The 17,789-nt window shown below is 62.3% G+C and carries 23 protein-coding genes, 1 tRNA gene and 1 pseudogene; 13 read left to right on the top strand and 12 right to left on the bottom strand.

Features of this window, described 5'->3' with window-relative positions; translation table 11 throughout:
- Positions 1-105: 105 nt before the first annotated feature.
- Both AC5FRW_RS17430 and AC5FRW_RS17425 read left to right on the top strand, forming a co-directional pair.
- Positions 106-1,125, top strand: coding sequence for an NADP-dependent oxidoreductase (locus AC5FRW_RS17430; RefSeq protein WP_493569736.1), 1,020 nt, complete (start codon positions 106-108; stop codon positions 1,123-1,125).
- Positions 1,126-1,215: 90 nt separating this feature from the next.
- Complete coding sequence (locus AC5FRW_RS17425) at positions 1,216-2,250, top strand: Gfo/Idh/MocA family protein (RefSeq protein ID WP_493569735.1); 1,035 nt, start codon at positions 1,216-1,218, stop codon at positions 2,248-2,250.
- Positions 2,251-2,258: 8 nt separating this feature from the next.
- Here the strand turns inward: AC5FRW_RS17425 and AC5FRW_RS17420 are convergent, their stop codons facing one another.
- Both AC5FRW_RS17420 and AC5FRW_RS17415 read right to left on the bottom strand, forming a co-directional pair.
- Positions 2,259-2,603: a hypothetical protein gene (locus tag AC5FRW_RS17420; RefSeq protein WP_493569734.1), complete on the bottom strand. Its 345-nt coding sequence runs from the start codon at positions 2,601-2,603 to the stop codon at positions 2,259-2,261.
- Complete coding sequence (locus AC5FRW_RS17415) at positions 2,600-3,466, bottom strand: CPBP family glutamic-type intramembrane protease (RefSeq protein WP_493569733.1); 867 nt, start codon at positions 3,464-3,466, stop codon at positions 2,600-2,602. The genes AC5FRW_RS17420 and AC5FRW_RS17415 overlap by 4 nt, the downstream gene beginning before the upstream one ends.
- 105 nt (positions 3,467-3,571) lie before the next feature.
- Here AC5FRW_RS17415 and AC5FRW_RS17410 point away from each other — a divergent pair, with 105 nt between their 5' ends.
- Together AC5FRW_RS17410 and AC5FRW_RS17405 are read left to right on the top strand one after the other, a co-directional pair.
- Positions 3,572-3,916: a helix-turn-helix domain-containing protein gene (locus AC5FRW_RS17410; protein ID WP_493569732.1), complete on the top strand. Its 345-nt coding sequence runs from the start codon at positions 3,572-3,574 to the stop codon at positions 3,914-3,916.
- Positions 3,917-4,213 carry a DUF7521 family protein gene (locus AC5FRW_RS17405; protein ID WP_493569731.1) on the top strand — a complete coding sequence of 99 codons (297 nt, stop codon included), beginning with the start codon at positions 3,917-3,919 and terminating at the stop codon, positions 4,211-4,213.
- A gap of 3 nt (positions 4,214-4,216) precedes the next feature.
- On the opposite strand, the gene AC5FRW_RS17400 is transcribed toward AC5FRW_RS17405, so the two are convergent.
- The 3 genes from AC5FRW_RS17400 to AC5FRW_RS17390 all read right to left on the bottom strand — a co-directional run bounded on the left by AC5FRW_RS17400 (position 4,217) and on the right by AC5FRW_RS17390 (position 6,691).
- Positions 4,217-5,431 carry a Gfo/Idh/MocA family protein gene (locus AC5FRW_RS17400; protein ID WP_493569730.1) on the bottom strand — a complete coding sequence of 405 codons (1,215 nt, stop codon included), beginning with the start codon at positions 5,429-5,431 and terminating at the stop codon, positions 4,217-4,219.
- Positions 5,432-5,506: 75 nt separating this feature from the next.
- The gene (locus AC5FRW_RS17395) at positions 5,507-5,881 is read right to left on the bottom strand and encodes a truncated hemoglobin (protein WP_493569729.1); all 375 of its coding nucleotides are present in this window, start codon (positions 5,879-5,881) and stop codon (positions 5,507-5,509) included.
- 57 nt (positions 5,882-5,938) lie between these two features.
- Positions 5,939-6,691: a DUF429 domain-containing protein gene (locus AC5FRW_RS17390; RefSeq protein WP_493569728.1), complete on the bottom strand. Its 753-nt coding sequence runs from the start codon at positions 6,689-6,691 to the stop codon at positions 5,939-5,941.
- A 214-nt stretch (positions 6,692-6,905) separates the two neighbouring features.
- On the opposite strand from AC5FRW_RS17390, the gene AC5FRW_RS17385 reads away from it, so the two are divergent.
- Both AC5FRW_RS17385 and AC5FRW_RS17380 read left to right on the top strand, forming a co-directional pair.
- Positions 6,906-7,100, top strand: coding sequence for a cold-shock protein (locus AC5FRW_RS17385; protein WP_018256778.1), 195 nt, complete (start codon positions 6,906-6,908; stop codon positions 7,098-7,100).
- Positions 7,101-7,283: 183 nt separating this feature from the next.
- The gene (locus tag AC5FRW_RS17380; protein WP_493569727.1) at positions 7,284-7,970 is read left to right on the top strand and encodes a carbonic anhydrase; all 687 of its coding nucleotides are present in this window, start codon (positions 7,284-7,286) and stop codon (positions 7,968-7,970) included.
- Positions 7,971-7,972: 2 nt separating this feature from the next.
- Here the strand turns inward: AC5FRW_RS17380 and AC5FRW_RS17375 are convergent, their stop codons facing one another.
- The gene (locus AC5FRW_RS17375) at positions 7,973-8,155 is read right to left on the bottom strand and encodes a hypothetical protein (protein WP_493569726.1); all 183 of its coding nucleotides are present in this window, start codon (positions 8,153-8,155) and stop codon (positions 7,973-7,975) included.
- Between the two features lie 79 nt (positions 8,156-8,234).
- Positions 8,235-9,233: a glutathione S-transferase family protein gene (locus AC5FRW_RS17370; protein ID WP_493569725.1), complete on the bottom strand. Its 999-nt coding sequence runs from the start codon at positions 9,231-9,233 to the stop codon at positions 8,235-8,237.
- A gap of 130 nt (positions 9,234-9,363) precedes the next feature.
- Here AC5FRW_RS17370 and AC5FRW_RS17365 point away from each other — a divergent pair, with 130 nt between their 5' ends.
- From AC5FRW_RS17365 to AC5FRW_RS17355, 3 genes are all read left to right on the top strand, one after another.
- Complete coding sequence (locus AC5FRW_RS17365) at positions 9,364-10,041, top strand: hypothetical protein (protein ID WP_493569724.1); 678 nt, start codon at positions 9,364-9,366, stop codon at positions 10,039-10,041.
- 24 nt (positions 10,042-10,065) lie between these two features.
- Positions 10,066-10,323, top strand: coding sequence for a hypothetical protein (locus AC5FRW_RS17360; protein ID WP_493569723.1), 258 nt, complete (start codon positions 10,066-10,068; stop codon positions 10,321-10,323).
- A 119-nt stretch (positions 10,324-10,442) separates the two neighbouring features.
- Entirely contained in the window at positions 10,443-10,973 is a 531-nt protein-coding gene (locus AC5FRW_RS17355; RefSeq protein ID WP_493569722.1) for a 50S ribosomal protein L16, read from the top strand.
- Between the two features lie 83 nt (positions 10,974-11,056).
- Here AC5FRW_RS17355 and AC5FRW_RS17350 read toward each other — a convergent pair whose 3' ends face one another.
- Both AC5FRW_RS17350 and AC5FRW_RS17345 read right to left on the bottom strand, forming a co-directional pair.
- The gene (locus AC5FRW_RS17350; protein WP_493569721.1) at positions 11,057-11,587 is read right to left on the bottom strand and encodes a hypothetical protein; all 531 of its coding nucleotides are present in this window, start codon (positions 11,585-11,587) and stop codon (positions 11,057-11,059) included.
- Positions 11,588-11,769: 182 nt separating this feature from the next.
- Positions 11,770-12,780, bottom strand: coding sequence for a hypothetical protein (locus AC5FRW_RS17345; RefSeq protein WP_493569720.1), 1,011 nt, complete (start codon positions 12,778-12,780; stop codon positions 11,770-11,772).
- Between the two features lie 551 nt (positions 12,781-13,331).
- Between AC5FRW_RS17345 and rpl10e the strand changes: the two are divergent.
- From rpl10e to AC5FRW_RS17330, 3 genes and pseudogenes are all read left to right on the top strand, one after another.
- Positions 13,332-13,520 (top strand): annotated as a pseudogene (rpl10e, locus tag AC5FRW_RS17340) (50S ribosomal protein L16); the annotation flags it as partial.
- Between the two features lie 187 nt (positions 13,521-13,707).
- Entirely contained in the window at positions 13,708-14,220 is a 513-nt protein-coding gene (locus tag AC5FRW_RS17335; protein ID WP_493569719.1) for a hypothetical protein, read from the top strand.
- Between the two features lie 18 nt (positions 14,221-14,238).
- Entirely contained in the window at positions 14,239-15,102 is an 864-nt protein-coding gene (locus tag AC5FRW_RS17330) for an ATP-grasp domain-containing protein (RefSeq protein ID WP_493569718.1), read from the top strand.
- 30 nt (positions 15,103-15,132) lie between these two features.
- Here AC5FRW_RS17330 and AC5FRW_RS17325 read toward each other — a convergent pair whose 3' ends face one another.
- Entirely contained in the window at positions 15,133-15,528 is a 396-nt protein-coding gene (locus AC5FRW_RS17325; RefSeq protein WP_493569717.1) for an Hsp20/alpha crystallin family protein, read from the bottom strand.
- A 228-nt stretch (positions 15,529-15,756) separates the two neighbouring features.
- On the opposite strand from AC5FRW_RS17325, the gene gap reads away from it, so the two are divergent.
- Positions 15,757-16,764, top strand: a complete 1,008-nt coding sequence (gene gap, locus AC5FRW_RS17320) for a type I glyceraldehyde-3-phosphate dehydrogenase (protein WP_493569716.1) — start codon at positions 15,757-15,759, stop codon at positions 16,762-16,764.
- A gap of 272 nt (positions 16,765-17,036) precedes the next feature.
- Here gap and AC5FRW_RS17315 read toward each other — a convergent pair.
- Both AC5FRW_RS17315 and AC5FRW_RS17310 read right to left on the bottom strand, forming a co-directional pair.
- A tRNA-Cys gene (locus AC5FRW_RS17315) sits at positions 17,037-17,112 on the bottom strand.
- 47 nt (positions 17,113-17,159) lie between these two features.
- Positions 17,160-17,417, bottom strand: coding sequence for a DUF5789 family protein (locus AC5FRW_RS17310; protein WP_493569715.1), 258 nt, complete (start codon positions 17,415-17,417; stop codon positions 17,160-17,162).
- Positions 17,418-17,789 lie beyond the last annotated feature (372 nt).

Raw genomic sequence — 17,789 nt, 5'->3', positions numbered from 1 at the left:
CGTTGTCCTCCAGCGCTTTCAGCCTTCGCTCGCCCGGACAACAACAGCCACAAACAGCACCGCCGTGTGCGAAGCCACTTCCTACGCCCCGGCCAACGGAGAGTGATGACAGAGACCAACCGCGTGTTCCTGCTGGCGGAGCGACCCGAGGGCCGTCCCGACGAGGACACCTTCGAACTGGCCGAGCGCGACGTGCCGGAGCCGGGACCGGGCGAGGCGCTCGTCAAGACGCTGTATCTCTCGGTCGACCCCTACATGCGCGGGCGGATGGCCGCCGGTGACTCCTACGCCGAGGCGTGGGGCGTCGGCGAACCGCTCAAGGCCGGCGTCGTCGGCGAGGTCGTCGAGAGCAACGGCGCGGGCTTCGAACCGGGCGACGTAGTCACGGGACGCCTGCAGTGGGCCGACTACGCGACCGCACCGGGCACCGAACTCCACCCCGTCGACCCCGACCTGGCACCGATCTCGACGGCGCTCGGCGTGCTGGGGATGCCCGGGCGCACCGCCTACTTCGGGACGAAAGAGGTCGCACAGCCGACCGCGGTCGACACGTTCGTCGTCAGTGGCGCGGCCGGTGCGGTCGGCTCCGTGGCCGGCCAGATCGCAGGACTGCAGGGCGCTCGCGTCGTCGGCTTCGCCGGCTCCGACGAGAAAGTCGCCTTCCTCGAAGACGAACTGGGCTTCGACGTCGGGATCAACTACAAGACGACCGACGACTACCGGACGGCACTGGCCGAGGCCGCACCCGACGGCGTCGACGCCTACTTCGACAACGTCGGCGGGCCGATCACCGACGCCGTCTTCTCGCAGTTGAACGTCGACGCTCAGGTCGCCGTCTGCGGCCAGATCTCGCAGTACAACGCGACCGAGCGCCCGATGGGACCCCGAAAGCTCGGCAAGCTAATCGAGACGCGCGCGACCATCGAAGGGTTCCTCGTCGGCGACTTCCAGCCCCGCTTCGAGACGGCGACACGACAGCTCGGGGAGTGGGTCGCCTCGGGAGCGATCCAGTACCGCGAGACCGTCACCGAGGGACTGGAGAACGCACCCGACGCGTTCCTCGGCCTGTTCGACGGCGACAACATCGGGAAACAGCTCGTCCACGTCGCCGAGCGCTCGGACTGATACTGCCGGCAGTATGAACGCTCGCGGACCGCCTGGTGGCTCGACGACAGCCCACACAACCCTTTTCGAGCGCCGGTGAGACGAACAGGTATGTCCTACCGTGTCGTCGGCGCGAACTTCGACCAGATGCACCAGAACACGAACCTCCAGTGGTTCCACGACCACCCCGAAATGACGGTCGTCGCAGTGTGTGACGAGGAGCCAGCCACGTCGACGGGATCGATGGAGACCGCGCTCTCGGACCTCGACCTCGACGAGGGGGACACCTACGACGATCTGGACGCCTGCCTCACCGAGACCGATCCCGACATCGTGATGGGATGTCCCAGAAATTCCGAGCACGCGGCCTTCGTCGAGCGCGTCGCCGAGTACGACGTCCACCTCGCCATCGAGAAACCGATGGCTGCGACACTCGCCGACGCCGACCGGATGCTCGCGGCGACGGCCGACAGCGACCGGCTGTTCGTCGTCAACTGGCCGGTCATGTGGGACCCCGTCAAACACACCCTCAAGCGCCTCGTCGCCGAGGGGACCATCGGTGACGTGATCGAGGTCCAGTACTACGGGGGCAACGCCGGCGCGCCGCCCGAGGGCAGTTGGTTCTACGACGACGCGGCCGGTGGCGGATCGATGCTCGATTATCTGGGCTACGGAGCGACGTTCTCGACGTGGTTCCGCGACGGCGACCTCCCCGAGTCGGTCACCGCCGAGCGCTACGTCCCGGACGACATGGACGTGGACGCACAGAGTTCGACGATCTGTCGCTACGACGACGGTCTCTCGACGCTACAGACGACGTGGCGGATGCTCACAAATCCGTGGGAGACCCAGCCCCAGAACGCGAAGGGCTACGAAATCGTGGGCACCGAGGGCGCGATCAGCACGCGCGACCCACGGGCCGAGATTCGCGTGACGACGGCCGACCAGCCCGAGGGGTACGCCGTCGAACCGGACGACCTGCCCGAGCGATTCGAGAACCTCGCTACCTACGTCGCCGACCTGCTGGAGACGGGCGCGGAACCCGAGGGACCGGCCGACCCGGCCTTCTGTCGCGAGGCCCACCGGATCATCGAGACCGCACGTCGGAGTGCCGACGCGGGCGAACGGCTCGATCTGGTGGAGTGACGGCGGCGTTACTGAAGGTTCACCGTCAACAGCCACGCCTGCCCGAAGGCGAGCGAGCCAAGCACGAGGTGGACGAGCGTCTCGTAGTACCGCGGACGGATGGCACTCTCCACATCGAGTAGGAGGCGGACGGATCGCAGGCAGAGGTAGGCCGTGACCGACAGCGCGGGGAACACCGTCAGGCCGAGCAGCCGCGGTCCGCGGGTGACCGAAACCTCGCCGGCGACGTCGAGATGCCAGCCGACGATCATCGTCTCCGGGAGCGACGGAGCCAGCAGGAGTCCCGACGCGACTGTCGCGAGGACCAGTGCGAGCGACGTGAGTTCGGGAACGACGCGGCCCGAAGCAGTCATGGCCCACTGGCGACCGCCGGATCAGCGTCGGTGGTGTCTCGACTCGACAGTCCTGTTCGGGGCTGCGTGTAGACCTGACAGGGGGCCAGCGAGGCACGACCGTACCGCCAGACGAGACCGAGAGCCAGTGTCGAAACGACGGCTGCGAGCAGGACAGCAAAAGAGACCGGCAGCGCCGACTTTCCGCCGACGAGTGCGGGCGCGACGTTGACACTCGCGTTGTACAAGCCGTGGGCGAGGACCATCGCCGGAACACAGCCGCGGGAAGTATTGTACAGCCACGTCAACACGACCGAGAAAGCGACGACACCGACTGCGTAGGGAAACGGCGAGAGCTGGTAGACGCCAAAGACGAACATCGGCATGTGCCACAGCGCCCAAGCGACCCCGACGACGATGCTCGCAGTCAGGGCGTCGTAGCGGGCCTGCAGCCGCGGCAGTGCGAACCCGCGCCAGCCAAACTCCTCTTGTCCGCCACCCAGCAGCGTCGTGAAGACGATGTTGATAGCGAACACGGCGACGACGGGACCGATCGCAGCGGCGATCCCACCGGCAAGCCAGACGGCGGCGACAGTGAGTACGACGCCGATCCCGAGCGGCACAGCCCCGGCGCGGAGGTACGCTCGCGGCGAGCGCCGCCAGTCGAGGATCGAGCGGAGCCACACGCGAACGGAGTTTCCTTGGAGGGAGGTGACAGCGACGCCAGCGGCCAGCGGGCCGAACGCACCGGGGACGACGACGAGTCGGCCGAACGTCGCTTGGAGTGTCTCGAGAGCGGGTATCCACAGCCCCCAGGAGAACGCAAAGCTGAGGGCGAAAAACGATGCGACCGGGTGTCGATCGACGATCGGTGTGTCTGACATCCGTGCGTCACAGTCGGTCTGCCGGGTGCATATGAACGCGACCAGTACTTCACGCGCTGAAGCACCGAAGCGGTTTTTACAGTCACCTCGTGCGTACAGACTACTGTGAGCGAGGACCCCGATATCGAGACTGTCGCGGGGCTACTCGAAGACGAGACAGCACGACGGATCCTCACGCAGACCAGCCAGGAACCCATGTCAGCAAGTACTCTCGAACGCCGGTGTGACGCGTCAGGGCCGACGATTTACCGTCGGCTCGAACAGCTCGAAGCGTTCGACCTGATCGTCGGACAGACACAGCTCGACCCCGAAGGGGGTCACCACCGGACAGTGTACGAGCCAACCGTTCGGAGCGTGACCGTCGAGCTGGTCGACGGAGAACTGGAGCTCTCGATTGACCGCCGTGAAAACATGGCCGACCGACTCACACGGTTCGTGGAGGAGATATAGATGACGACAGAGCCACTCGGGACGGTCGGGCTGCTGTTACAGGGCTACGAACTGGTCGGTGCGGCGCTGGGCCTGTTCATCGCCTATCTGTCGTTCAGGGGGTACCGGCGCAACGACAGCCGACCGATGCTGTTCTTCGCGATCGGATTCGGCATCATTCTGGGGTTACCACTCCCCGTGGTCGCACTGTCACTGGTGTTCCCGTGGCTGTCGGGTCCGGGTGGACAGGCGATCATCCAGACGCTCGAACTCGTCGGTCTCGTCTGTATCATCTACGCGCTCCGGATGAATCCGTGAGCGTCACTCCCGCGCGGGCGGCGCGACGTAGTCGCTCAGATCGACCTCGCGCAGGTCCACGTCAGCGCCCTCCTCTGCGGCCTTGTACGCGGCCATGCACAGACGGAGGATTCGTACCCCGTCGTGCAGATCGAGCATCGCGTTCTCACCCTCGCGGAAGGCGGCGACGGCGTCGCGGTTCTCCGCGACGAACCCGCTCTTGACCACGTCGGCGGCGGCGATGGGCATCCGGCCGCTCGTTGCGGTCTGTTTCTCGGCCCATCCCTCACCCTCGCCCAGTTCGTCCGAGAAGAAGACGCTCGACGACGAGTCGTCCGAGAGGACCTGCCCCGAGTACTCCGGGCCGAGCAGTTCGATCGTCCGTCGCACCCCGCTGCCGACGTAACACCACGATCCCGTCGCCTCCGAGATGACGGTGTTGCCATCGCCGTCCTCGTAGCGGACGGTCGTCCGGGCGTAGTCGTCGACCGGGTTCGCCCGAAAGTCGAGGCCGAAGTCCTCGTCGAGCTGGTCTGCGTACGCGTCCTGTGCCCACTTGACCGTCTCCGTGTCCGCCGAGATCGAGACCGGTTCGAGTGTGTCCTCGCCGTCCGGGTCCGACAGCAGGAAGTCGTTACCCGCAAGCGCGTGACAGAGCATGTCCGTCAGCGCGCCCCCGCCCTGCTTCTGGCCGTCCCAGAACCACCCCGAGTGTGGGCCGCCGTGTTCGGCCTGCGACCGGGCGATGTAGGGCCGTCCCGCATCGCGGCCCTGTTCCCACAGCAACGCCCGGAGCTTGTCGATGTCCGGTTCGTGCGCCCAGTTTTCGAGGTAGGCATGCGGAATCCCGGCGTCCTCGATCAGGTCGACGATGCGCGTGGCTTCCGCGAGGTTGCGCGCGACCGGCTTTTCCAGCGCGATACCCTGTAGCTCGGCACCGTCTTCGACCGCCTCGACGACGGTTTCGACGACATCGACGCGCGTGAAGTTCGGGCTGGTGACCCACAGCCCGTCCACGTCCGGGTCAGCGACGAGGTCGGCGACCCGCCCCTCGTCGTAGACGCTCGGGTCGCCCCATCCCTCCGTGCGGCAGGTCTCGGCGAGGTCCGCGGCGGTTTCTCGCGTTCGGTTCTGGATGCCCGCGACGTGGACATCCGGAAGGTAGCCGACGCTCGGAGCGTGTGACTCGCGCGTGATGAAGCCGGCACTGACGAAGCCGATGCCGAAGGAGTCGGTCATACGAGTAGCCAGTGAGCGAGCGAGTAAAAACGCTCAGGGTCGGGCGGTGGGTCGTCGGTCTCGAACCGAGACGGGTCACTCGTCGTCGGGGGTCGCCAGCAACTCTGCCTCGTAGGCCGCGACGGCGTCGACCACGGCCGCGGCGTCCTCGTCGGGTACGTCGAACGCGTCGAGGCTCTCTTCCAGTAGCGCAACGGCCTGCTGGATGTGTTCGGGTTCGAACGGGACGTGTAGGTGTGCTTCCCGGACCGGTGTCGCGTCGTAGGTCTCGGGACCACCGGCGGCCTCACAGAGGAAGTCGGTCTGAGTACGACGCAGTAGTGCCATGTCCGCGTCCGCGAAGAAGTGACCAAGGTCGTCGTCGGCCACCAGTCGGTCGTAGAAGTCGTCGACGACGGCCCGGATGCCGTCGCGCTCGCCGAGTCGATCGTACAGTGTCTCCTCCGACATATCCCACACTCAAACATCGGCGACCAAAACGGTGTCCGTCGGCGCGAATGTCACCGGTCACGCCGTCGGCTCGACCAGCGGTTCGTCGGCCCGGTAGACGATCTGCATCGGTAGCCCGTTGGCGTCGAGCGGTGGCTGGGGCGGGAGCGAGCGGAGCGTCCCATCGTGTGGCAACGCAGTGTAGGCAAGCACCATCGCGTCGAGTACGTCGGCGACGGCGACCGGCGCGCCCCCCATCGCCTCGGCGGCGGCCTGCACGGCCGGCGGTGCATCGCGGTCGATCGACGCCAGCGTCCGCAGTCGCTCCGCGTAGCCCCCTGCCGTCTCGCGGTCGTGGGCCATCCGTTCGCCAGCGAAAGCACAGAAGGCGACCTCGGGATGGGCGGCGGCGACGAGGTCGCGCGCATCGGAGAACTCCCGGAGTAACTGATCGACCGTCGCGATGGTCTCGCTCAGTTCGAAGGCCCGGCGAGAGAGATCCTGTCCGGTCGCGCGCTCGTGCGTTCTGGTCGCGACGGGATAGCGCCGCTTGCGAAGCGCCTCACGAGCGGGCGGGGCGACGATCGCCTCGGCCCGGGGACCGACGATAGTGCGCGCGAGGGCGTCACACTCGCGATCACCGTCTGCCTCCTCGACAAGCCCGATGGGCACGTCGACGAGGATCGTCTCGGCGTCGTCTTCGTAGCGAAACCAGAGGTCGCCGATCCCGTCGAACGTCGCCGCGTGGTCGAACCCAGACCGGTCGAACGCCACCGCAACCCACGTGCCGTCGCGAACGTGTGCCCCGACCCAGAGGCCTCCATCTGCCATGTGCGTACGTGGCGACGGACCAATAAAAATACCCTGCGCGAACCGTCACAGAGAGGATATATCATATAGGTGGATTGTCGCGTGTCGAGCGGCGGGAAAACCGTTAGCGGGCGGGCGTACTGGCCGACGAAAGCCGGACGATTTCGGGGCCGTGGTCCGTGGTAAGCCATCTCTCGGAAGTATTATCCGTCCCCCTCTCATTCCTTTAGTCGCAATGGCAACCGGTACTGTTGATTTCTTCAACGACACGGGCGGTTACGGCTTTATCGAAACTGAGGACGCTGACGACGACGTGTTCTTCCACATGGAAGACGTGGGCGGTCCGGACCTCGAGGAAGGCCAAGAGATCGAATTCGACATCGAACAGGCCGACAAAGGCCCCCGCGCGACGAACGTCACCCGACTGTAAGTCGGTCATCGAACGTCAGCGGTCTCGGAGATACGCGTTCGGCCGTAATCGCCGTTCTGCGCTTCTCCGGCAATTTTCGTTTCTATCACACCGACGAGCGCCAGCACTGCCGGTCAGAACTGACGACCGACAGCGTGGGCGCGAAGAGTTGGGCTTAAGAACGAGTCGCGAGAGTGCACGGACATGGCCGACGACACGCTCACAGCTCTGCTGGCGGGGAACGACGATCACGTCGAGAGTCGCCCCGACGATTTCTTCGACGACGTGCAAGACGGCCAGTACCCCGCGGCCGTCTCTATGTGCTGTGCGGACTCACGCGTCTCACAGGAGGGGATGTTCGACGTCGACGAACCGGGCTGGCTCTTTACCCCGAGCAACATCGGGAATCAGGCGTGGGACCGCGTCGACGGTGAGCGCGTCGTCAACGGTAACCTCCTGTACCCCGTCGAGTACACCGGCACCGAGACCGTCGTCGTCGTCGGCCACACCGGCTGTGGGGCGGTGACGGCGGCCTATCAGCGCGTCACGGGCGACGGCGACCACCCGGTGGGCATCCAGAAGTGGGTCGAGACGCTCGAACCGGTCGTCGAAGACGGACTGGACGCGGTCGCCACCGACGGTGACGACGAAGCGGTCGTCAACCGCCTCGTCGAGTACAACGTCGACCAGCAGGTCGCCTTCCTGAAAGCGTCCGACGAGATTCCCGAAGACGTGTCCGTCTACGGCTTCGTCTACGACCTCCACGGCACGTACGGCGGGCCACGCGGCCGGACGTACTTCATCAACGACGACGGCGAGACGGACACGGATACGATCCGACAGCGCCTCGCCGAAAAGTACCGGGCACACGCGAAACGGCTGACGGCCTGATCTCAGGCGGAGAACTTGGTGAGTTCGGCGAGGGGCACGAGTCGGTGCTCGACCATCGGCTTCGTGTAGCCCGCCGATTCCTCGGAGACACCGGCGGTCAGCACCTTCACCTTCTGCTGGAGGACGTGCGGTTCTCCCTTCTTGTTCTTGATGATGTCGACCGAACGCCACGCTTCGTCTTCCATGCCCACCACTGAGTGTGTCTATCTACCTGATACTATCGGTGGTCACGGTTCCGGCCGACGACCGATTCTCGACCGATCCTCAGACCCGTTCGAACAGCCCTTCCGGCGGTCCACCCGGCAGTTCGTCGCGGTCGTGGGCCGCCTCGAAGTCCGGGTTCGGTCCCGTCGGAACGATTCGCTTCGGACTTACGTCGGGATGGGTCGTGTAGTAGTGTTCCTTGATGTGGTCCATGTTTACTGTTTCACGCACACCCGGCGTCTGATAGAGATCACGCAGGTACGGCCAGAGGTTGTCGTACTGCTCGATCAGTCGACGGTTGCACATGAAGTGGGTGTGGTACACCTCGTCGAAACGCACCAGCGTCGTGAACATGCAGATGTCCGCTTCCGTCAGGCGATCACCAGCGAGATACCGCTGGTCGGCCAGTACCCCGTCCCAGTGATCGAGGGCGTCGAACAGCTCCGCGACGGCCTCGTCGTAGGCCGACTGGCTGTCGGCAAAGCCAGTGCGGTAGACGCCGTTGTTGATCGGCTCGTAGATGGCGTCGATGATCCGGTCGACCTCGTCGCGATACCCCTCGGGGTAGAGGTCTACGTCACGCGTCGCCACCGAATCGAACTCCATGTCGAGCACCCGCAGGATCTCCCTGGACTCGTTGTTGACGATGGTCTCCTCCTGTTTGTCCCACAGGACCGGCACGGTCACCCGACCCGTCGCCTCCGGGTCTGCCTGCAGGTACACCTCTCGCAGATAGTCGCTATCGTTGACCGTGTCCTCGGTACACCCCGCCTTCGCCGGTGTGAACTGCCAGCCGTCCTCGTCCCGGAACGGGTCGACGATATCCACCGAGATGGCGTCTTCGAGTCCCTTGAGCGCCCGGACGAGCAGCGTCCGGTGTGCCCACGGACAGGCGTACGAAACGTAGAGGTGGTACCGCCCCGCTTCTGGCTGGAAGCGGGCGTCTGGATCGTCCTCGATGCGATCACGGAACGCCGTCGTCCCTCGATCGAACTCGCCGTCTTCGTTGGTCGTCTGGTACGTATCTGTCCGCCACTCGCCCTCGACGAGCATGTTCATACAGTACGTGCTAGTCCCTCGAAGGGCAAAAGAACGGTAGTACGGTCGATGTCACCTGGCGAGACCGGCGTGTCAGGGGACCGGATAGGCAGTCTATAACCAACCGACGCCCCGGCGTGTGCGTGGGCACATGTCTTCGGATCAGGAGGCGGACGATGGCGGTGCGGTGTGGATCGACATCTACGAACGCTGTATCGAAGAGGGCCAGCAATCAGTCACGCGACAGTACACTCTCTTCGAGCGGAATCAAACCGCATCCGAAAGCCTACTCAAGATGAACGCGGCGATCCTGGGTCTCTTCCTCAGTGCCCTCACGTTCGCCGTCGGCTCCGAGGAGTTCGTCGTCGGCCCGTTCATCAACCCCTACACCCTCGCCGGCGTGACGCTCCTGTTGGTCTCGCTCGGGACGTACGCCATCTCCGTGCGTCCGTTCCGTCAGGTGATCGGCATCGGTGGCGAGGCGTTACGGGACTTCGCGGCCGACAATCAGGATCCACTCGCGGCATACGACGATTCGGACGGCGACCTCCCAGTCGACGATCAGGTCGAGTTTTACAACTGGCTGACTGGCGCGTACGGCGACCGGATCACCACGAACTACCACGTCAACCGATACAAAGCGCTCGTCCTCGCGATATCTGCACTGCTCTTTGTCTACCAGCTATCGATGTTTTCGCTGGGAATCCTGTATGCGTTTTTCGGCGGTGCGAACTCGGTCGTGTTTCCAGCCGTGGGGTTTCTGCTCGGGATCATCACGCTCGCGAGTGGAATCCCACCCCTACTCCAAAGAAAGGAGGATAATACATAGGAGTCAGCCACCCACGTGGTGCACATGTCGAACCCCACAGAACTCAAGATCAAACTCCCCGGGAACAGCCATGGATCGGGCTACGGTTTCGGCGAAGCGATCCGTCGGACACGCGACGGTGAGTTGGACGCACCCACCGCGACGCCGACACTCGATTCCACAGACGAGTTCGAAGCCGGTCTCGAAGCGCTCATCCTCTCGTCAGTCCGGGACGTACCCCCGGACCAACTCGAAGCCACACTCGAATCGTACGCCGAGCAGCTCGCAATCGCGACCGAGTGACCGCCCGGCCACGGTCCGCCGTGGACACTCGACAGGGCCATGTAACACTCACACACGGACGCGGACGGAGTTCGAAGCCTTAATACCGACGCTCGGCCTCGTATCCTGCAAGAGTATCTATGTCGGACAAGCCAGCCTCGATGTACCGGAAAATCGACAAGCCGTCGTACACGCGCCGTGAGTACATCACGGGCATCCCCGGTTCCAAGATCGCACAGCACCAGATGGGCGACAAGAACGCAGACGCCGAGGACTACCCGGTCCAGATCTCCCTGATCGTCGAAGAGGAGTGTCAGCTTCGACACGGCTCGCTGGAGGCCTCCCGCCTCTCTGCGAACCGCCACCTCATCAAGCAGTTCGGCGAGGGCAACTACAAGATGACGCTGCGGAAGTTCCCCCACCAGGTCCTGCGCGAGAACAAGCAGGCGACCGGTGCCGGAGCCGACCGTGTCTCCGACGGGATGCGCCAGGCCTTCGGGAAGATCGTCGGCACCGCCGCCCGCGTTCAGGCCGGCGAGCGCCTCTTCACCGCGTACTGCGACGTGGACCAGGCCGTCGAGGTCAAGGAAGCGTTCCGCCGCGCGTACAACAAGATCACGCCGCCGTGCCGCATCAAGGTCGAACGCGGCGAAGAGCTGCTGATCTCGTAAGCCGGGCGAGCGTTTTCTCGGCGTGCTCCCGGGAGGAGCGGAGCGCTTCTGAGTACCGATAGTAGCTGGATCTTCTCGCTCGTTCACTCGGGACTGCTGACGCTGAACGAGGCATGCCAGTCGAACGAATTCGCCTTCGGGTTCGCGCGCTCGGTCGACGCGAAACACCGGTTGGTGACATCGTACCTCCCACGTGGAAGACACGCGTTCGCGTTCTCCTGATGACCCCACGCCTCATAGTGACGGGTGAGAGACTGGCCAGCCGGGACTGTGACGACGGTTCGAGTCGTGATGCCAGTCTCGGTCGGGTGGAGACACCGCCAGCAACCGCTTTCGGGGAGTTGCTGGTTTGCCAGTCCCGTCTCGGGATGACAAGCGAGCGTCCCACCATCGTCATCGGTTGCAGCACCTGTGTCGGGTGTGTCGGTTCGTTCGTCAGGCGGCGTCGTCACACGCGGGAACGCGAGTCCCGGTTCGAGGTGGTCGCTTTCCGTGGCAGGCATCAGTGGGCGAGGACCGACGGTCGAGGAGAGATACAGATCGCTCGATCTGGTGTTGCGCAGCGTTACTTCGAACGCCGCTGGCCCGTCGGAATTCGCAGTCTCTGACCGCATATCGACAGACAGTTCCGCCCCAGAGACGCCCGACATGGAAATTGACCCAACGCTGATCGCAGCAGGTAATCCACCCGTGTGCGGATCTCTGTTTGGACTGTCAGCCATGCCGAGGCACCCACCCAGTGACGTGCAGGCACCAACGACCGACAGGTAGTCTCGCCTGTTCATGATTGGAAGGTTCAGTTATCAAATTGCACACCCGCGTCAGCCATGACACCACCGATTACACTTCCTCCAGAACCAGTACTACTAGTAAACGTTCCATCATCCAGTGTAAACTTTACGCTAGTAATACCCATCGTCGCAGCTGCTTTATCATATTCACCAAATGTGTCGTATTGCTCGAAGAACGGACCACCTGAATCTCCGCTGTTTGCAGTGATGTTAGTTGCCATCCAGTCATTATTAAAGTCAACATACAAGACCTCACCGGCATTTCGACCAGTTGCTTGCCCCTGGCGTTTGATTTGGTCACCGCTATCTTCAACATCTCCAATATAATATAAAGAGCGATAACCTTGCAGATCCAGTGGGTCTGGGCCAAACGTCCCACCTCCAGCTATCCTGTAATCAACATCAGGGCCGATATTGACCGTACCATAGTCGTAATCTACAGCTTTGAGATATCTTTCGTCAGTTCCATCATCGTCGATATCTCGTTCTTCCCATGATAGATTACGCTTGATAATGTTTGGATCACCAACTACATTCTCATAACTTGGCTGGTGCACTGACTGAACAGTGTCGGAATAGCACCCACTCCCACGTGGGTGGAGAACATGGCCGGCAGTTAAGATTTCATAGGCACCACCACCCGGAGCATCAGGATTGTATACAGGCTGAGCAGTACTTCCATCAATAACACCTTCTGAACAGGAGTAATTACTTGGGAAATAGCCTTCAATCGCACATCCTCCAGGGAGTGGACGATTGCGATTATTAATACCAGTTGGTTGGACAGAGACACTGCTAACTTCAACTGGGATATTCTCGAAGGTTTCCTCGTGTGAATTTGATCCAACGCTCGCCGAAGCTTGAGAGGGGAGAACTCTTTCAATCTCTCGATTATGAACTTGAGAGGGGGTTTGTTGCCCCTGCGTTTGGTTTTCTTGAATAGAACCCCCATCAACTTCAGGATTCAATACAACTACGCGTTTTTCGGACCCACTGCCACTCTGTTCAGTCGACACACCGACAGAGATGCCAGAAACCCCCATATTTTGCCGAAGCATCTCCTGGAGGTTTGAAGCAGCTCGTTTGGTTGCCTCAATTCTAAGCCATCGGTCCCTCGACATTGTATTAGATTGAGGAGTGATTTCCGCGGATTCTCCTTCGATACCCAAATTACTCGGATTTTCCGCAAAGTATCCTGCTGTATATGGGACCTCTCTTTTTGGATTTCCCGAGGCATCTGCGATCGCATCTTTTGATAATCCCTGAATGAGAGACGATGTGAATCCAAGTCCTGATAGTATTTTAATGAACTTCCGACGCGGAGAGCTAGAGAGCTTATGTTTTAGCCGTCTAGACTGCTTATTTTTATCAGATACGCCTGATTTAGGCGTGCTATTTTTTCTTCGAGCATCCGCGTCGTTATCACTTTTGTCCGATATACCTCCCAGTCAGATTGGATTATTATTTAACTCTTTTACCTAGGCAATATTCTCTTATTTCTTGCCTTGATATCATATAATTGTGTCTTCTAAAATATGAAAGGAGAAGTAACCTCACTTGCTTCGAGATACGCCAGGCCTTCGGGAAGATCGTCGGCACCGCCGCGCGCGTCCAAGCCGGCGAGCGCCTCTTTACCGCCTACTGTGACGTGGATCAGGCCGTCGAGGTCAAGGAAGCGTTCCGCCGTGCCTACAACAAGATCACCCCGCCGTGCCGGATCAAGGTCGAGCGCGGCGAAGAGCTGCTGATCGCGTAAGCCGATCAGCAATCCGTTCTCGGCGTCGACAGCACACGGCGAGAAACTGCCGTTCTCCGACATTGTGGCAGCCACAGCACTGTATGGTCGTCAACCGAGACTGCTGGACATTGGCCGACCTTACCGTGTCGTCCGCGAGTGAACCATGCTCGCGGCTTTTGGCGCTGGAGTGTGATGACATCGCAGCATGGCCTCGGAACCTCGCAATCGGACGATCGTCGTCCCGCTCCAGTTCCAGTCCCGTGTGGCGTGGCGTGCGGGTGCCACTGCGGGGTTCGTCGCCGCCGGCGTGATGGCTCTCGTGATCAGTCTCGGTAACCTCGCACTGCTCCGGGACGCCATCGCAGGGCTGTACCTCCTCGAAGGGAACCTCGTCGCTGGCGTCCTGATCCACCTCGTCCACGGAACGCTGTTCGGCATCGTCTTCGCCATCGTCCTCTCGGACCCAGGACTGTACGGCCTCAGCCAGTGGCGCTGGAAGACGGCCGTCGCCGGCATCGTCTACGGTCTCGTCCTCGCAATCGCCGGGGCCGGGATCATCATGCCCATCTGGCTCGACGTGGTCGGCGCTGGTGTCTCACGACCGATCCCGAACGTGACACTCTCAGTGCTGACCTGGCACGTCGTGTACGGGAGCATCCTCGGCATCGTATTCAGCCAACTCGACCGCGAAACAGCGGAGCGGACGACATTTGTGTGAGTCCACCTAACGGAGCATATGCGCAGGCTGGCGGTCCCGACGAAGGCCGAGACCTACGAGCGAATGCGCGACCCACTGGCCGAGCGCGGAATCGAAGTCGGACACGTCCAAACCGACGAGCGGACACTCGCGATCGGTGACGACCCCTTCGAGGACTACGACGTGGGATTCGTCTTCCCCCCTCGCCTCGCCGAGGGCGGGGTCACCGACGCACTGCTTGGGGTGCCGTGGGTCAACGACCGCGAGGCGATCCTCCGCTCGCGACACAAGGGCGAAGCGCTCGCTCGCCTCGCGAGCGCAGCCGTTCCGACAGCCCAGAGCGTCGTCGTCTCGAACCCCGTCGACGAATCCTCACTCGTCGAGACGTTCCAGCGGTTCGATCCACCCGTAGTGGTCAAACCCAACGCGACGACACGGGGCGTCGGCATCGCGAAGGCCCACGATCTCGACTCGTTTCTGGGCGTCTGTGACTACCTCGATCTGGTCCACGACTACCGCGCGACCGGCGACCAGTCCTTCCTCGTCCAGGAGTTTCTCCCCGACGCACGCGACTACCGCGCGATGGTCGTCGACGGGGAATACGTCGGCGCTGTCGAGCGACGGCTGCCGGAAGCCGCACTCGCGAGCGGTCAGTGGAAGCACAACGTCCACCGCGGGGCCGAGGCCACCGGCGTCTCGCTCAACGACGAACACCGCGAACTGGTCGAGCGCGCCGCCACGGCACTCGACATCGACTATCTCGGTGTGGACCTGCTCGTCACCGACGACCGCACCGTCGTCAACGAGACCAACGCCCGGCCCACAATCGACCGAGCGGCGAAGTACGAAGACGGATTCTGGGACGAGCTCGCGAGGCTCATCGAGAAGACAGCACGTCGATAGAAACCGTAGAACGGCCGGACGGAGTCGTGATCAGTCGAGACTGATGTCGCTTGCATCCTCGGCGCGGTCGAACGTGACCTCGAGGATACCGTTGTTGTACGTCGCGTTCGCGGAGTGTTCGTCGACCCGTGCCGGGAGCGAAAGCTGGTCGTCGTAGTCTCGATGTGTCCCCATCGCCTGGATCGTCAGCACCTTGCCATCACACTTCAGATCGATATCCTCCTTGTCGACGCCCGGCACGTCGGCGACGACCCTGAGCTGATCGTCCGTCTCGTGAACGTCGAGATGCATCTCTGTGCCTCCCGTGCCACCGCCGCCACCCTGTTCGATATGGACATCTCCCTCCGGTCCCATCACGTCGTTCATCATCCGCTCTAGCTCGCGGAAGAACTCGTCGAAGGGGTCGTCTCGGTCGTCGCGTCTCATCCTACCAGATATTGGGCGACGTTGGGGAATAAACCTTCGGCCACCGCCCCCATCGCCACGACCGTTTGAGTCGGTCATCCGATAGTGAGAGAGAACGTTCGAACGACGACTCGCACAACCGCCACGAACAGTTCCCATATTGTGAGATCAATTCACAATAGGGACGTTCCGTATCGAACCCTCAACCACTTCGAAAGCCATTTACTCACTGTAGACGGGCTAGCCACTATGAGTAACGACACTGTCCGCGTCGGTCTCAATGGGTTCGGCCGTATCGGTCGAAACGTGTTCCGCGCATCGCTCGACAGCGATGCTATCGAGGTCGTCGGTATCAACGACGTTATGGAAGACGAAGAGATCGAATATCTCGCCAAGTACGACTCCGTTATGGGCCGACTCGACGGTGCCAGCCTCGACGACGGGACGCTCACCGTCGACGGTACCGATTTCGAAGCGGGCGTCTTCCACGAGACCGATCCCACACAGCTTCCCTGGACAGAACTGGACGTCGACGTCGCCTTCGAAGCGACCGGCATCTTCCGCAGCCACGAGGACGCAAGCCAGCACCTCGACGCCGGCGCAGACAAGGTCGTCATCTCTGCACCGCCGAAGGGCGACACACCCGTCAAACAGCTCGTCTACGGCGTCAACCACGACGAATACGACGGCGAAGACATCGTCTCGAACGCTTCCTGTACGACCAACTCCATCACGCCCGTCGCGAAAGTCCTCAACGAGGAGTTCGGCATCGAATCCGGCCAGCTAACGACCGTCCACGCCTACACCGGTACCCAGAACCTCGTCGACGGCCCCAACAGCAAACCGCGCCGCCGCCGCGCCGCCGCCGAAAACATCATTCCGACGACGACCGGTGCCGCACAGGCCGCCACCGAAGTCCTGCCCGACCTCGATGGGAAAATCGACGGCATGGCGATGCGCGTCCCCGTCCCCGCTGGCTCGATCACCGAGTTCGTCTTCACGCTCGAAGACGACGCCACCGAGACCGACATCAACGCCGCGTTCGAAGCCGCCGCCGACGGCGAACTCGAAGGCGTGCTGGGCGTCAGCCACGACCCCATCGTCTCCCGTGACGTACTCGGCCAGCCTTACTCGACGCTGGTCGACCTCGAAAACACCAACATCGTCAACGGTCTCGTCAAAGTTCTGACCTGGTACGACAACGAGTTTGGCTTCGCCAACCGGATGCTGGATCTCGCCGCGTACATCGACGAATAACGCCCCCACTCGATTCGCTTTCGACCCCACAGGCGATCCAATACACGCTCAGGCGCTGCCGCTAACCTACCCTTCGCTGACACGTCATCCGCCAGTCGAGAATCAGACACAGCACCGCGTCACGCTCGCTTCGAATCCCCCCGGTCGGCAGCCACCAGTCCCCGAACCCGTCTGGTCTCCGACACGGCTGACCCTGTTCGTTGTACCCAAGCTCACGCGTTCGAATCCGTCCAGCGAATCCTCGCCGCTCACGATATCGTTCGCGAGAAAGAAGCCAAGGGTCGGATTTGAACCGACGATGGGCGGCTCTGCAGGCCGCTGCGTTAGGCCGGACTCTGCCACCTTGGCGCAGTTGCAGCTAACGGGGTAATTCGCTTAAGCGTAGCGGTCTCGGATTACCCCTCGCCTTCGGATTGCCCCGGTTCACCGACCGCTTCGACAGGCAGCGCGTTCATCAAGACCGTCGTAAAATCGTCCGTCGACTCGAACTCCTCGTCGTCGATCCGCTCCAGCACCGCTGGTAACGACTCCTGCCCATCTGCATAGACCAGCACGACATCGTCGAACTCGTCTGCAAGTCGCTTGCGTCCAACCGGATACTCCAGCTCACCGAAGTACTCACCTAACTCGTTGAGTTTCACTCGTCGCGACATGGAACGCCCTTCGCGAGACTGTCAGTTAGTTATGCACAGCCCACTCCATCGAAAGCATCCCCCAGCAGGACTCCGAAACGGCCCACACCGTAGAGTGTGTCGGGACAGCAGTCACACCATCCACTCTCAGTCACCACTCGCAGAGAAGTGCGAACAGCCACCGACCAGCGTTCCCACTGATCGATGGCTGAAGATGAGTTCGTCGCCGATTGCCCCACGATCACGAGGACCGCAGTGGGCAATCCACGACATGAAAAAAGCCCGCAGCCACCGTGGCTGCGGGCTTTAAAGTATGAATGGGCAGGCGGCGAATCGAGTTTCCCAGGGGTTCGCACACCCCAGTACTCACCGAAACGCAGGCAGGCTTATCTT

This window comes from Halomicrobium sp. HArcht3-1, from assembly GCF_058933345.1.
This window is presented reverse-complemented; position numbering and strand designations above follow the sequence as displayed.

What these genes read in the sequence shown, in the direction of transcription:
- AC5FRW_RS17335 (WP_493569719.1), top strand. Translation starts at nt 13,708, where the DNA reads ATGGCCTCGGAACCTCGCAATCGGACGATCGTCGTCCCGCTCCAGTTC.
- AC5FRW_RS17430 (WP_493569736.1), top strand. Translation starts at nt 106, where the DNA reads ATGACAGAGACCAACCGCGTGTTCCTGCTGGCGGAGCGACCCGAGGGC.
- AC5FRW_RS17405 (WP_493569731.1), top strand. Translation starts at nt 3,917, where the DNA reads ATGACGACAGAGCCACTCGGGACGGTCGGGCTGCTGTTACAGGGCTAC.
- gap (WP_493569716.1), top strand. Translation starts at nt 15,757, where the DNA reads ATGAGTAACGACACTGTCCGCGTCGGTCTCAATGGGTTCGGCCGTATC.
- AC5FRW_RS17375 (WP_493569726.1), bottom strand. Translation starts at nt 8,155, where the DNA reads ATGGAAGACGAAGCGTGGCGTTCGGTCGACATCATCAAGAACAAGAAG.
- AC5FRW_RS17350 (WP_493569721.1), bottom strand. Translation starts at nt 11,587, where the DNA reads ATGCGGTCAGAGACTGCGAATTCCGACGGGCCAGCGGCGTTCGAAGTA.
- AC5FRW_RS17370 (WP_493569725.1), bottom strand. Translation starts at nt 9,233, where the DNA reads ATGAACATGCTCGTCGAGGGCGAGTGGCGGACAGATACGTACCAGACG.
- AC5FRW_RS17395 (WP_493569729.1), bottom strand. Translation starts at nt 5,881, where the DNA reads ATGTCGGAGGAGACACTGTACGATCGACTCGGCGAGCGCGACGGCATC.
- AC5FRW_RS17400 (WP_493569730.1), bottom strand. Translation starts at nt 5,431, where the DNA reads ATGACCGACTCCTTCGGCATCGGCTTCGTCAGTGCCGGCTTCATCACG.
- AC5FRW_RS17355 (WP_493569722.1), top strand. Translation starts at nt 10,443, where the DNA reads ATGTCGGACAAGCCAGCCTCGATGTACCGGAAAATCGACAAGCCGTCG.
- AC5FRW_RS17425 (WP_493569735.1), top strand. Translation starts at nt 1,216, where the DNA reads ATGTCCTACCGTGTCGTCGGCGCGAACTTCGACCAGATGCACCAGAAC.
- AC5FRW_RS17385 (WP_018256778.1), top strand. Translation starts at nt 6,906, where the DNA reads ATGGCAACCGGTACTGTTGATTTCTTCAACGACACGGGCGGTTACGGC.
- AC5FRW_RS17310 (WP_493569715.1), bottom strand. Translation starts at nt 17,417, where the DNA reads ATGTCGCGACGAGTGAAACTCAACGAGTTAGGTGAGTACTTCGGTGAG.
- AC5FRW_RS17420 (WP_493569734.1), bottom strand. Translation starts at nt 2,603, where the DNA reads ATGACTGCTTCGGGCCGCGTCGTTCCCGAACTCACGTCGCTCGCACTG.
- AC5FRW_RS17390 (WP_493569728.1), bottom strand. Translation starts at nt 6,691, where the DNA reads ATGGCAGATGGAGGCCTCTGGGTCGGGGCACACGTTCGCGACGGCACG.
- AC5FRW_RS17380 (WP_493569727.1), top strand. Translation starts at nt 7,284, where the DNA reads ATGGCCGACGACACGCTCACAGCTCTGCTGGCGGGGAACGACGATCAC.
- AC5FRW_RS17415 (WP_493569733.1), bottom strand. Translation starts at nt 3,466, where the DNA reads ATGTCAGACACACCGATCGTCGATCGACACCCGGTCGCATCGTTTTTC.
- AC5FRW_RS17360 (WP_493569723.1), top strand. Translation starts at nt 10,066, where the DNA reads ATGTCGAACCCCACAGAACTCAAGATCAAACTCCCCGGGAACAGCCAT.
- AC5FRW_RS17330 (WP_493569718.1), top strand. Translation starts at nt 14,239, where the DNA reads ATGCGCAGGCTGGCGGTCCCGACGAAGGCCGAGACCTACGAGCGAATG.
- AC5FRW_RS17365 (WP_493569724.1), top strand. Translation starts at nt 9,364, where the DNA reads ATGTCTTCGGATCAGGAGGCGGACGATGGCGGTGCGGTGTGGATCGAC.
- AC5FRW_RS17325 (WP_493569717.1), bottom strand. Translation starts at nt 15,528, where the DNA reads ATGAGACGCGACGACCGAGACGACCCCTTCGACGAGTTCTTCCGCGAG.